We start from the raw sequence: 13408 nt of genomic DNA on the forward strand, positions 1-13408 counted from the left end.
ACTCACCGGGTGGGCCCGGTCCGCCCCGAGGGACCACACATGCTTGCATTCATCGTGCGCCGGCTGCTGTCCGGCGTCGTCCTCGTCGCCGTCATCTCGCTGCTGGCCTTCACGCTCCTCTACGCCGCGGGCGGCGACATCGCCCGCCGCATCCTGGGGGAGCAGGCCACCGCCGAGACCGTCGCCAAGAAGACCGCGGAACTGGGGCTCGATCGACCCCTGTGGACGCAGTACACCGACTGGGTGACCTCCGCCCTGACCGGGAACCTGGGTCGGAGCTGGTTCAACGGCGAGCTCGTCTCGACGAGCGTCTCCGGCCGCCTCGGGGTGACGCTCTCGATCGTCATCGGCGCCACGCTCGTGTCGGCCATCCTCTCCGTACTGCTGGGCGTCCTCGCCGCCCGACGCGGAGGAGCGGTGGATGCCACGGTGCAGTTCCTCTCGCTCGTCGGCTTCGCCGTCCCGGGCTTCCTCATCGCCCTCGTCCTCGTCCTGGTCTTCGCCGTGAACCTCGGCTGGTTCAAGGCCACGGGCTTCACACCGCTCACGACCTCCGTGAGCGGCTGGCTCTCCTCCGTCATCCTCCCCATCACGGCACTCTCGATCGGCGCGATCGCGACCGTGGCGCAGCAGGTCCGCGGCTCCGTCCTGGACGCCACCTCCCGCGACTACGTCCGGACCCTCCGCTCGCGCGGCCTGAGCGAACGCTCCGTCGTCTACAAGCACGTGCTCCGCAACGCCGGCGGCCCCGCCCTCGCCGTCCTCGCGGTGCAGTTCGTCGGGCTCCTCGGCGGCGCCGTCATCGTCGAGCAGATCTTCGCCATCCCCGGCATGGGTCAGCTGAGCGTCCGGGCGACGACCCTCGGCGACATCCCCGTCGTCATGGGACTCGTGATCGCCTTCGCCATCATCGTCGTCGTCGTCAACCTCCTGATCGACCTGGCCCAGGCGGCCCTCAACCCGAAGGTGCGACTCGCATGACCGCCATCGCCGTCCCTCCCGCCGTCCCCGTCGCCCCGGTCCGGGTCGCCCTGTTCCGCCGGCTCGTGCGCCGTCCGGTCGGGCTCGTCTCGCTGATCTTCCTCGCGATCGTCGCCGTGCTGACCTTCATCGGCCCGCTCATCGCCCCGCAGGATCCGAACTTCGCCGACATCCGCAACATCCTGTCGGGGCCGAGTTCCGCGCACCTCCTGGGCACCGACGGCAGCGGCCGCGACGTGCTGTCGCGCCTCCTGGCCGCCACGCAGACGAGCATCGCCGCCGCCCTGGTCGCGGTGGTCGTGGCCGTGCTGATCGGCGTGGTCAGCGGCCTCATCGCCGGGTACTACCAGGGCTGGTTCAACACCGTCGCGACGTGGGTCACCGAACTGACCATGGCCCTCCCGGGCATCGTCGTGCTGCTCGCGGCCCGCGCCGTCCTCGGCCCCTCCGTATGGCTGTCGATGGTGATCTTCGGCATCCTGCTCTCGCCCGGTTTCTTCCGTCTCGTCTTCGCCTCGGTGACCGCCGTCCGCGGCGAGCTCTACGTCGACGCGGCCCGCGTCTCCGGCCTCAGCGACACGCGCATCATCGGGCGGCACGTGCTGTCGGTCGTGCGGGCGCCGATCATCATCCAGGCCGCGATCGTCTCGGGCATCGCGATCGCGATCCAGTCCGGGCTCGAGTTCCTCGGCCTCGGCGACGCCAACGTCCCGACCTGGGGCTCGATGCTCACCGACGCGTTCAAGAACATCTACAAGAACCCGGCCGGCCTCGTCTGGCCCTCGCTCGCGATCGCCCTCACCTGTATCGCCCTCACACTCCTGGCCAACGTCCTCCGCGACGAGCTGGAGCGCACCGTCACCGTCCGCCGCCGGCGCCGTCGTGCGGTGTCGAGCCGGACCGGTTCGATCGCCGCCGTCACCACCTCCGTCTCCCTCAGCGGCGGCGACATCCTCGACCCGGACGAGCTCCCGATCGTGGAGAGCGACGTGATCGTGCACGCCGACGACACCCGCAGCAAGGCCACCGACACGCTCCTGCGCGTCCGCGACCTGCACGTGGGGTACGACCAGGCGGACGGCTCCCACATCGAGGTCGTCCACGGCGTCTCGCTCGACGTCCGCAAGGGCGAGGTCCACGGCCTGATCGGCGAGTCCGGTTCCGGCAAGTCGCAGACGGCCTTCGCCGTCCTCGGCCTCCTCCCCCGCGGCGGATCGGTCACGGCGGGCTCGATCCTCTTCGACGGCACCGAACTGGCCGACGCCGACGAGAAGATCTACGCGGGCGTGCGCGGCAAGCGCATCGCCTACATCCCCCAGGAGCCGATGAGCAATCTCGACCCGGCCTTCACGATCGGGAGCCAGCTCGTCGAGCCCCTGCGCAAGAACCTCGGGCTGTCGAAGAAGGAGGCGCGCGACCGCGCCCTGGCGTTGCTCGCCCGCGTCGGCATCCCCGACCCTGCCCGCACCTTCGACGCGTACCCGTTCGAGGTCTCCGGCGGCATGGCGCAGCGCGTGCTGATCGCCGGCGCCGTCTCGACCGATCCCGAACTGATCATCGCCGACGAGCCGACCACCGCCCTCGACGTCACCGTGCAGGCCGAGGTGCTCGAGCTGCTGCGCGACCTCCAGAAGGAGCGGCACATGGCGATGCTGCTCGTGACGCACAACTTCGGCGTCGTCGCCGACCTCTGCGACCGCGTGACGGTGATGCAGAACGGCGTGTTCGTCGAGCAGGGCCCGGTCCGGGCGATCTTCACCGAAGCGCAGCACCCGTACACGCGGGCGCTGCTGGACGCGATCCTCGACGAGGGTCCGGCACGGCCGCCGCTGGGCGCCGAGGAAGGGGTGCGGGCATGACCGCTCCGCTGCTCACGGTCGACGACCTGGTCGTCGAGTACCCGGGCAAGGGATTCCGCGCCCAGCCCTTCCGCGCCCTGAAGGGCGTGTCGCTGGACATCCTGCCCGGCGAGACGATGGGCCTGGTCGGCGAGTCCGGCTCGGGCAAGACGACGCTGGGTCGCGCGGTCCTCGGGCTCGCCCCGGTCAGCGACGGCACGGTCACCTACGACGGGCGCGACATCTCGCACCTCGGCCGCGCCCAACGCCGCGCGCTGAGCTCCGAGATCCAGGTCGTCTTCCAGGACCCGTACTCGTCGCTGAACCCCTCGATGACGATCGAGCAGATCCTCGCCGAGCCGCTGACGGCGTCGGGGGTCGCGGGATCCGAGGCGCGCTCTCGCGTGCGCGACCTGCTCGATCAGGTGGGGCTCCCGTCCGACGCGCGCAGCCGCCTCCCCCGCGAGTTCTCCGGCGGCCAGCGTCAGCGCATCGCCATCGCCCGGGCGCTCGCCCTCCGGCCGAAGCTCATCGTGTGCGACGAGCCGGTGTCCGCGCTCGACCTGTCGACGCAGGCGCGCGTGCTCGACCTGTTCATCGACATCCAGAACCGCACCGGAGTGGCCTACCTGTTCGTCACGCACGACCTCGCGGTCGTCCGCCACATCAGTCACCGTGTGGCCGTGATGTACAAGGGCGAGATCGTCGAGACCGGCCCCGCCGAACGCGTGACCTCGCGACCCGAGCACCCGTACACGCAGCGCCTGTTCATGGCCGCGCCCGTCCCCGACCCCGACCGGCAGGAGGAGCGTCGCGCCGCCCGTCGCGCACTCCTGGCCTCCTCGGCATCCTGACCGTCGTCCCTCTCGCACCCGGAAAGATCATCGTGACCCTGCCCTCTGTCGCCGCGCCCGCGACCGCCCACCTCCTCCCCCTCCTGGAGAGGCTGACCCTCGACCAGAAGGCGGCCCTCGTGCAGGGCGCCGACTTCTGGACGACCGTTCCGGTGCCCGAGATCGGCCTGCGGGCCATGACCCTGTCCGACGGCCCCGCCGGGGTGCGCGGCCCCCGGTGGGACGAGCGCGAGCCCTCGCTGAACATGCCGTCCGGCTCGGCCCTCGCCGCGTCGTGGGACGTCGAACTGGCCTACCGCTACGGCGCGGCGGCCGCCGCCGAGGCACGGCGCAAGGGCGTCGACGTCGTCCTCGGCCCGACCATCAACCTGCACCGCTCGCCGCTGGGCGGCCGGCACTTCGAGTGCCTGAGCGAGGATCCGGAGCTCTCCGCCGAGCTCGGCGCCGCGTACGTCCGCGGACTGCAGGACAACGGCGTCGCCGCCACCCCGAAGCACTACGTCGCGAACGATTCCGAGACGGACCGCTTCACCGTCGACGTGCAGGTGGACGAGCGCGCGCTGCGCGAGCTCTACCTCGCCCCCTTCGAACGCGCCGTGGAAGCCGGCGCCTGGTCGATCATGAGCGCGTACAACTCCGTCGACGGGGTGACCATGACCGAGAACGACCTCCTCGAGACGCCGCTGAACTCCGAGTGGGGCTTCGACGGCGTCGTCATGAGCGACTGGACCGCGGTGCGGTCGCTGGATGCCGCCACCGCGTCGCAGGACCTCGCGATGCCCGGACCCGCCCCCGCGTGGGCGGATCTCGCCGACGCCGTCCGCGACGGGCGGGTCCCCGAGGCCGACCTCGACCGCAAGGTGCTGCGCATGCTGCTCCTCGCAGAGCGCGTCGGCGCCCTCGGCGACGCCCCCGCGATCGAGCCCGCTCCCCTGGATGCCACGGCCTTCGCGCGTGAGTCGGCGGTCGCGGGCACGGTCCTGCTGGCGAACGACGGCATCCTGCCCCTCGAACCCGCCGCCGTGGCATCCCTCGCGGTCATCGGGCAGAACGCGCGGGACGCCCGCACGCAGGGCGGCGGCAGCGCGACGGTCGTCCCCGAGCGGATCGTCTCGCCGCTCGAGGGTCTGCGTCGCGCCTACGGACCCGACCGCGTCACCTATGAGCTCGGCGCCGTCGTGCAGGAGGGCGTGGCCGAGATCCCGCTCGCGCAGCTGCGCAACCCGGTGACCGGCGGACCCGGAATGCGGGTGACGTTCCTCGGCGACGACGGGGAGCTGTACGCCGAGGACCGCCGGGCGACCGCCCTGGTGTGGTTCGGCGGCGACGCGCCGATCGCGCAGTCGCGCACCGTCGTCCTGGAGACCGTGTACACCCCCGAGACGACCGGAGACATCGAGCTCGGCTTCGCCGGAGCCAATCCCGGCCGCCTCTTCGTGGACGGAGAGCTCGTCCTCGACGACTCCCCCGTCGTGGACGGAACCGACCTGGGTGCCGCGTTCCTCAACCCGCCGTCGCTGACCGCGCCCGTGCGGGTCGAAGCGGGACGGGAGATCGCGGTCCGCGCCGAGTTCGACCGCGCCGAGGGCGGCATCCCCGGGGCGATGAGCGTCACGCTCGGCATCGCCCCCGAGAACACGGATGCCGACGAGCTCATCGCCCGCGCGGCCGCCGCCGCCGCCCGAGCCGATGTCGCGGTGGTCGTGGTCGGCACCAACTCCAAGGTCGAGTCCGAGGGCTACGACCGCGAGAACCTCGACCTCCCCGGGCGTCAGGACGACCTCGTCCGCGCGGTGGTGGCCGCCAACCCCCGCACCGTCGTGATCATCAACGCCGGTTCTCCCGTCGTGCTGCCGTGGGCGGACGACGTCGCCGCGATCGTGCAGGGCTACTTCGGCGGCCAGGAGTTCGGCACGGCGCTGGCCGACGTCCTCACCGGCGCCGCGGAGCCGGGCGGACGCCTCCCCACCACGTGGCCGGCGGCGCTCGCGGATGTCCCCGTGCTCGACGTGACACCCGACCAGGGGGTGCTGCGCTACAGCGAGGGGATCCACATCGGGTACCGCGCGTGGCTGCGCTCCGAGGTCCGCCCCGCGTTCCCCTTCGGCTACGGCCTGGGGTACACGACGTGGTCGTGGGACGCCGTCGATCGCGACGGTGACGATCTCGTCGTCACCCTCACCAACACGGGTGCCCGCACGGGCGGCCAGGTCGTGCAGGTGTACGCCGAACGCGCCGACTCCGCGGTCGACCGCCCCGCGCGATGGCTGGTCGGCTTCGGCGTCGTCCGCGCGACGGCCGGGGAGACCGCCACGGTCCGCGTCGGTGTTCCCGCGCGTCGACTCGCGCACTGGGACGACGGCTGGGAGGTCGAGTCCGGCGTGTTCACGCTGCGCGTCGGCGCCTCCGTCGTGGAGACGCCGTTGAGCGTCGAGTGGGAGGCGGGCGCGTGACGGGACTCCTGCGGGGTCACGTCGACCCGCGGCTCACCGCCGCGGGCGACCGTCTGGCGGCTGCCCTCGCCGCAGACCCCGACCTGTCGTTCCAGGCCGCGGCGTTCCACCACGGCACCCCCGTGCTGGACGTGTGGGGCGGACCGCACCTCCGCGAGGACAGCGTCCTCGTGCCGTACTCGGTGTCGAAGAACACGATCGGGATCACCGCGGGCCTCCTGGTCGAACGGGGGCTCCTCGATCTGGACGCGCCCGTCGCGGAGTACTGGCCCGAATTCGCCGCGGCCGGCAAGGCGACCGTGACGGTGCGTCAGCTGCTGTCGCACCAGGCGGGCCTCCCCCAGGCGACGCCGGCCCTGGACTTCCTCGACATGCTCGACCAGCCCGCGGCCGCCGCGAGCCTGGCCGCGAGCGTGCCGTTCTGGCATCCGGGGAGCGCCTTCGGGTATCACGCCGTGACGATCGGCACGCTCGGTGCCGAGCTGGTGCAGCGCGTGACGGGCCGGAGCCTGCACGCCTTCTACGAGGAGGAGATCCGCGCCCCGCACGGCATCGACTTCTTCCTCGGCCTCCCCGCCGACCAGGAACCGCGCCGCGTCGACGTCCTGCCGATGGTTCCGCCCGCGACGGGTCCCGGCGAGCGGCAGCCGACGCCGTTGGGGGCGCTCGTCTTCGGCCCGGGACGCTCCAGCGTCGACATGGCGAACGACCGCCGCAGCTGGGGCTACGGCCACCCGGCGACCTCGGCGACCGGCAGCGCCCGCGGGATCGCGCGGCTGCTGGCCGCCGCGGTCACCGGCGTCCAAGGGCGTGCACCGTTCCTTTCCACCGAGACGGTCGCGGCGATCGGGCAGCAGCAGGTCCGCGGATTCGACGAGGTCCTCGGCCAGCCGGACCGCGCCCACGCGATCGTCTTCCAGAAGCCGTCCGCCGCGATGCCGTTCGGCGGACCCCGGGCCTTCGGGCACGACGGCGCGGCGGGCTGCTTCGCGTGCGTCGATCCCGACAGCGGGGTCGCGTTCGCGTGGACGATCGTGCGCGGCCCCTGGCCGGGCGGCGGCGACCCCCGCGCCGTCTCCCTCGCGGCGGAGATCGGCCGCGTCCTGGGGACAGGCGCATGACCGACTACCCGAACCCCCTGGTCCCCGGCTTCCACCCCGACCCCTCCGCGGTGCGCGTCGGCGACACCTGGTACCTCGCGACCTCCACGTTCGAGTACCTGCCCGGCATCCCGATCCACCGCTCCACCGACTTCGTGACGTGGGAGCTCATCGGCCACGTCGCCACGCGTCCGGGGCAGCTCGGCGTCGAGGACGTCCGCACCGCGGGCGGCGCGTGGGCGCCGACCCTGCGGCACCGCGACGGCGTGTTCCACCTCGTCGTGACGGACGCCATGGGCCGGGGCATGCTGCACTTCACCGCGACCGATCCTGCGGGGCCGTGGAGCGACGGCGACCTGATCACCGACTCCGAGGGCCGGGCCTCGCTCGACGGCATCGACCCCGACATCGCGTGGGATGCCGACGGCGTCGCCATCATCACGTACTCGGGCCTGATCCTCGGCGGCGAGGAGGCGGGACGTCACCTCGGCATCCTGCAGGCCCGGGTCGACCTCGACACGCACCGCGCGCTCGAGGAACCGCGGTCGCTGTGGTCCGGCACCGGTGGGCAGTTCCCCGAGGCGCCCCACCTGTACGAGATCGACGGGCGCTGGTACCTGCTCATCGCCGAAGGCGGCACCGAGCGCGGACACGGTGTCTCGATCGCCCGCGCCGATCGTCCCGAAGGCCCGTTCGAGACCGGCCCCGCCAACCCGATCGTGTCGGCGCGATCCACGATCCGCCCGGTCCAGAACACCGGTCACGGCGATCTCGTGATCGGTCCCGATGGCGAGTGGCTGTGCGTGCTGCTCGGTGTCCGCCCGCGCAGCATGACGCGGGCGTTCTCGGCGCTCGGCCGCGAGACGTTCGTCACCCGCGTGCAGTGGCACGCGGACGGCTGGCCCACGATGGAGCCCGTCGCCCTGAGCCCGCGCCCCGGGACGCGCGTGGACGTGACGTTCTCGCCGGAGATTCCGCTGGACGACGAGTGGATCACGCCCCGCCGACTGCCGACCGAGCTCGCCGACCTGACGACCCGCCCGGGCTGGCTGGTGCTGCGGGGCGACGGCTCGAGCCTCGACGACCCGCGCCCGGTGTTCGTGGGACGCCGCCAGGAGCATCTGACCCAGTCGACCTCGGTCGACCTCGACTGCACCGCCGGGGTGGGCGGCCTCGCCGTGCGCTACGACGAGGACTTCCACGTCGAGGTCGAGGCGGGCGCGGGGCGCGTCGTCGCCCGCGCGAACGTCGCCGGCCTGGTGCAGGAGTGGGCGGCATCCGTCGACACCGACCGCGTCACCCTGCACATCGAGTCGCGCCGCCCCGACATCGAGCGCGGGTTCGCCCGCACGAGCGACGTCTTCCACCTCGCCGCCACGGTCGACGGCCGGCGCATCGATCTCGCCGAGGTCGACGGCCGGTTCCTGTCGTCGGAGACGGCGGAATCCTTCACGGGCCGGGTCGTGGGCGTCTACGCCCGCGAGGGCAGAGTGGATGCCGCGCACTGGACCTCCGAGGGGGACGACGCATGAGCACGGTCGAGGTCGCCGTCCACGCAGATCTGCGCGAGGACACCCCGTTCGTCGCGACGACGCTCCCGCGCCTGTCGTGGCGCGTACGGACCGCGACGCCGGACTGGCGTCAGAGCAGCGCCGAGCTCACCGACGGCGTCGACACGGTCGCGCTCGCGGGCGGGGAGTCGGTGCTCGTGGACTGGCCGTTCCGCCCGCTGACCCCGGGCGAGGAGCGGGAGGTGCGGGTGCGCGTCACCGACAGCGCCGGCGCGATCAGCCCGTGGAGCCCGCCGCTCGCCGTCGCCGCGGGCTTCCTGGACGCGGACGAGTGGATCGCGGCGCCCGTCGGGCTCGCCGACCCCGTGACCGCGGCCCAGCCTGCCCTGATGCGGACCACCTTCCGGCTCGAGCGTCCGGTGCGCCGGGCGCTGCTGTTCTGGACGGCGCTCGGCGCGGCCGAGCCCGAGATCAACGCGACGCCCGTGAGCGACGACGTGCTCTCGCCCGGATGGACCTCGTACCGCGACCGGCTCGTGCACGAGACCGTCGACGTCACGGCGCTGCTCAGGGTCGGCGAGAACGTGCTCGGCGCGACGCTCGCCGGCGCCTGGTACACCGAGAAGTACGGGTTCTTCACGTTCACCGACCGCGTCTACGGCGACCAGCCGTCGTTCCTCGCGCAGCTCCGCGTGACGTACGAGGACGGCACGACCGAAACCCTCGCCGCGACCGGCCCGGGATGGGAGGCCTCCCCCGACGGCCCCGTCCGCGCGAGCGGAATCTACGCCGGTGAGGAGCAGGACCTGGGTCGCGCCGGCGAGAGCGTCTCGCACGGCGCGCGCTGGGCCCCCGCCCGCGTCGGCGCCGTCGCCCGCCCGGGGTACGAAACGGTGCCGACGCCCGAGGCGCGCATCGCTCCGCCTGTGCGGCGCATCCAGTCGCTGCCGGTGGCCGCGCGCCTGCCCACGCCGTCCGGGGGCACGATCCTCGACTTCGGACAGAACCTCGTCGGACGCCTCCACGTCCGCGTCCGCGGCGCAGCCGGAACGCGCGTCACGATCCGCCACGCCGAGGTGCTCGACGCCGGCGAACTGGCCCTGCGTCCCCTCCGCAACGCTCGGGCCGAGGCATCCTTCGTCCTCTCCGGCGGTGACGACGTGCTCGAGAGCCGCTTCACCTTCTACGGCTTCCGCTACGCGCAGATCGAGGGCATCGATGTCGCCGACACCGATGTCGACGCCGTCGTGCTGCACAGCGACCTGGTGCGCACCGGCTGGTTCTCGTCGTCGCACGGGCTGCTGGACCGGCTCCACGAGAACGTCGTGTGGGGCATGCGCGGGAACTTCCTGTCGATCCCGACCGACTGTCCGCAGCGCGACGAGCGCCTGGGATGGACCGGTGATCTGCAGGTGTTCGCGCCCACCGCGAGCTTCCTGTACGACAGCGCCGGGTTCCTCACGTCGTGGCTGCGCGATCTCGCCCTCGAGCAGGGGCGCCACGACGGCGTCGTCCCGCTCGTGATCCCCGCGGCGCTGCCGTCCTTCGCCGGCGGCGGGCCCGTCGCCGCCTGGGGCGACGCGGCCACCGTCGTGCCGTCGGTGCTGCACGAACGCTACGGCGACCGCGCGGTGCTCGCGGCGCAGTACCCGAGCATGCGGGCCTGGGTCGAGGCCGTCCGCCGCGACGCCGGAGACAGCGGACTATGGGCCGGCCGCATGCAGCTGGGCGACTGGCTCGACCCGGCAGCCCCGCCCGACAAGCCCGGCCAGGCGAAGGTGGATGCCGACATCGTCGCCACCGCGTGCTTCGCGCGGTCGCTGCGGCTCGTCGCCGACGCCGCCGCCCTCCTCGGGCACGACGCCGACGCGAAGCGGTACCGCGACCTGGCCGAGCGCGGCCGGCGCGCCTTCGTGGCGGAGTACGTCACGCCCGCGGGCCGCATGATGAGCGACGCGCCCACTGCGTACGCGCTCACGCTCACGTTCGACCTCGTCGAGGACCCCGAGACCCGCCACGCCCTGGCCGGCCGCCTCGCGGCCCTCGTCCGGGAGGGCGGGTACCGCATCGGCACCGGTTTCGTCGGCACACCGCTCGTCGCCGACGCGCTGAGCGACGGCGGCCATCTCGCCGCCGCCGAACGGCTGCTGCTGCAGACCGAGTGCCCGTCCTGGCTGTACCCGGTCACGATGGGCGCCACCACCGTCTGGGAGCGCTGGGACAGCCTCCTGCCCGACGGGTCGGTGAACCCGGGTGAGATGACCTCGTTCAACCACTACGCCCTGGGCGCCGTGGCCGACTGGCTGCACCGCACCGTCGCGGGCCTCGCCCCGGCGGCGCCGGGCTACCGTCGCCTCCGGATCGCCCCGCGCCCGCTCGCGACGCTGGAGCATGCCTCCGCGCGGCACGAGACGCCCTACGGCACGGCCTCGGTGGGGTGGCGACGCGAGGGCGAAGTGGTCCGCATCACCGTCGTGGTGCCGCCGAACACGACCGCGGAGGTCGATCTCCCCGGCATCCCCGCCGACGGGACGACCGCGCCGGCGACGGTGGGATCGGGAACGCACGAGTGGACGGTGACCGTGCCCACGGCCCCGACCGCTCCCCCGCTCCCGGGGCTCGAGGCGTCGCTGGCCGCCGTCATCGACGATCCGCGCGCCTACGCCGCGCTCCTCGACACGCTCACCGAGGTCGCCCCCGAACGTCTCGGCGCCGTCCGCGACGACACCGTGTGGGCCGCGGGGCGTCCGCTCGCGAGCGCCCTCATGTTCACCCCGCCCGACGTCCTGGACCGCGTGGACCGCGCCGTCCGCGCGGCCACCGGCGCCGCCTGACCCCCGAACCGGAGACCCCCATGTTCGACCGCCGCTCGACCTTCGGCGACGCCCTCGACCACCCCGGCGCCCGCGCCGTGCTGGAACGCTTCCTGCCCGGCGTCGCCGCGTCGCCCATGGCCACGCAGTTCCGCGGCGGCCGCCTCGGGCAGCTCGTCGCGATCGTGCCGAGCCTCGAAGACCTCGACCACCGCGCGCGGTTCTGGGAAGCGCTCGCCGAGATCGGCGACGGCGACGAGCGACCGCCCTACGCGCCGGCGATCGCGCCGTCGGCGACGTACGAGGGCGATGACGTTTCGCGGGCGAGCGCGCGCGTCCGCCCGACCACCGCGACCACGCTGTGGGGCGTGCTGGAAATCCGCGTCGACGGCCCCGCGCACGGGAACCCCTTCGTCGACGTCGACGCGCACGCGACGTTCCGTCGTCCCGACGGCTCGCCCGTCCGGGTCGGCGGGTTCTACGACGGCGACGGCGAGTGGGTGTTCCGGGCGCTCGCGGATGCCGAGGGCATCTGGTCGTTCGAGACGGATGCCACCACCCCGTCGCTCGACGGCCTCACCGGAACCGCGGACGTCGGTCCCGCGGCATCCGGGGCCCACGGTCCGGTCCGCGTGGACGGTTTCCACTTCCGGCACGCCGACGGCACTCGGCACCGACCGCTGGGGACGACGGCGTACGCCTGGACCCACCAGCCCGAGGCCCTCCAGGAGCAGACGCTCGCGACCCTCACCGAGGGCGCGTTCCGCAAACTCCGCATGTGCCTGTTCCCGAAGTCGTACCTCTTCAACGCCAACGAGCCGGACGACTTCGTCTTCCCCGGGTCGCTGGCCGACGGGTTCGACCTCGAGCGCTTCGACCCGGCGCACTTCCGCCGCCTCGAACGCCGCATCGCCCAGCTCGGCGAGATGGGCGTCGAAGCCGACCTGATCCTGTTCCACGCCTACGACCGCTGGGGGTTCGCCGACCTCGGCCCCGCGGTCGACGACCGGTACGTCCGCTACCTCGTGCGACGGCTGGCGGCGTTCTCGAACGTGTGGTGGTCGCTCGCCAACGAGTACGACCTCGTCTGGGGCAAGGACGAGGACGACTGGGAGCGCATCGCCGCGATCGTCGGCGAGGAGGACCCGTTCGGCCACCTCATCTCGATCCACAACTGCCGCCCGTTCTACGACTACACCCGGCCGTGGATCACCCACGCGAGCGTGCAGCGCGTCGACGTCTACCGCACCGCCGAGAACACCGACGAATGGCGCGAGCGCTGGGGCAAGCCCGTCGTCATCGACGAGTGCGCGTACGAGGGCGACATCGATCAGGGCTGGGGCAACATCACCGGCGAGGAGATGACCCGCCGATTCTGGGAGGGTACCGTCCGCGGCGGGTACGTGGGCCACGGCGAGACCTACCTGCCGGCGCCGTTCGGCGAGGCGCTCATGCCCGCGTCCGCCGGCTCCGACGACGAGGTGATGTGGTGGGCGAAGGGCGGCGTCCTGCACGGGTCCTCCCCCGCGCGGATCGCCTTCCTCGAGCGATTCCTGGCCGGGGTCCCCGACGGCGTGCTCGAGCCCGCGGCATCCGACTGGGACGTGCCATGGGCGCAGTCGCCGGATGGGACGGTGCGCGTGGCGTACTTCGGGTTCAATCGCCCGCGGTTCCGCTCCGTCCTGCTCGGCGAGGGCGACTGGGTCATCGACGTCATCGACACCTGGAACATGACGACCGACCGGGTCGACGGCATCCATTCGGGGACCGTCCGGGTCACCCTGCCGGGGCGGCAGTTCGTGGCGCTGCGGGTGTCGCGCGTCTGACGCGCTTCGCTGCGGTGCGGGGGCGTTCGCGC

The 13408-nt window shown here is 72.9% G+C and carries 8 protein-coding genes; all 8 read left to right on the forward strand.

All coding sequences use genetic code 11. The features are described from left to right. Positions 1-39 precede the first annotated feature (39 nt). The 8 genes from QM517_RS07850 (at position 40) to QM517_RS07885 (ending at position 13376) form a co-directional block, all read left to right on the forward strand. Positions 40-981, forward strand: a complete 942-nt coding sequence (locus QM517_RS07850) for an ABC transporter permease (RefSeq protein ID WP_077052474.1) — start codon at positions 40-42, stop codon at positions 979-981. Then, the gene (locus QM517_RS07855) at positions 978-2840 is read left to right on the forward strand and encodes a dipeptide/oligopeptide/nickel ABC transporter permease/ATP-binding protein (RefSeq protein WP_283286379.1); all 1863 of its coding nucleotides are present in this window, start codon (positions 978-980) and stop codon (positions 2838-2840) included. Before QM517_RS07850 ends, QM517_RS07855 begins: the two co-directional genes overlap by 4 nt. Beyond that, the gene (locus tag QM517_RS07860; RefSeq protein ID WP_283286381.1) at positions 2837-3673 is read left to right on the forward strand and encodes an ATP-binding cassette domain-containing protein; all 837 of its coding nucleotides are present in this window, start codon (positions 2837-2839) and stop codon (positions 3671-3673) included. Before QM517_RS07855 ends, QM517_RS07860 begins: the two co-directional genes overlap by 4 nt. 176 nt (positions 3674-3849) lie before the next feature. Continuing rightward, positions 3850-6126: a beta-glucosidase gene (locus QM517_RS07865; RefSeq protein ID WP_303655524.1), complete on the forward strand. Its 2277-nt coding sequence runs from the start codon at positions 3850-3852 to the stop codon at positions 6124-6126. After that, complete coding sequence (locus tag QM517_RS07870; RefSeq protein WP_283286387.1) at positions 6123-7247, forward strand: serine hydrolase domain-containing protein; 1125 nt, start codon at positions 6123-6125, stop codon at positions 7245-7247. The genes QM517_RS07865 and QM517_RS07870 overlap by 4 nt, the downstream gene beginning before the upstream one ends. Further along, entirely contained in the window at positions 7244-8758 is a 1515-nt protein-coding gene (locus tag QM517_RS07875; protein WP_283286389.1) for a glycoside hydrolase family 43 protein, read from the forward strand. Before QM517_RS07870 ends, QM517_RS07875 begins: the two co-directional genes overlap by 4 nt. Further along, positions 8755-11571 carry an alpha-L-rhamnosidase gene (locus QM517_RS07880; RefSeq protein ID WP_283286391.1) on the forward strand — a complete coding sequence of 939 codons (2817 nt, stop codon included), beginning with the start codon at positions 8755-8757 and terminating at the stop codon, positions 11569-11571. The genes QM517_RS07875 and QM517_RS07880 overlap by 4 nt, the downstream gene beginning before the upstream one ends. Positions 11572-11591: 20 nt before the next feature. Then, a complete protein-coding gene (locus tag QM517_RS07885; protein ID WP_283286392.1) occupies positions 11592-13376 on the forward strand; it encodes a DUF5605 domain-containing protein in 1785 nt (594 codons plus the stop codon). Positions 13377-13408 lie beyond the last annotated feature (32 nt).

The organism is Microbacterium sp. IEGM 1404, assembly GCF_030056775.1.
Lineage (GTDB): Bacteria > Actinomycetota > Actinomycetes > Actinomycetales > Microbacteriaceae > Microbacterium.

Coding starts and splice junctions, on each gene's coding strand:
- QM517_RS07875 (WP_283286389.1), top strand. CDS start 7,244: ATGACCGACTACCCGAACCCCCTGGTCCCCGGCTTCCACCCCGACCCC.
- QM517_RS07860 (WP_283286381.1), top strand. CDS start 2,837: ATGACCGCTCCGCTGCTCACGGTCGACGACCTGGTCGTCGAGTACCCG.
- QM517_RS07855 (WP_283286379.1), top strand. CDS start 978: ATGACCGCCATCGCCGTCCCTCCCGCCGTCCCCGTCGCCCCGGTCCGG.
- QM517_RS07885 (WP_283286392.1), top strand. CDS start 11,592: ATGTTCGACCGCCGCTCGACCTTCGGCGACGCCCTCGACCACCCCGGC.
- QM517_RS07850 (WP_077052474.1), top strand. CDS start 40: ATGCTTGCATTCATCGTGCGCCGGCTGCTGTCCGGCGTCGTCCTCGTC.
- QM517_RS07880 (WP_283286391.1), top strand. CDS start 8,755: ATGAGCACGGTCGAGGTCGCCGTCCACGCAGATCTGCGCGAGGACACC.
- QM517_RS07865 (WP_303655524.1), top strand. CDS start 3,850: ATGACCCTGTCCGACGGCCCCGCCGGGGTGCGCGGCCCCCGGTGGGAC.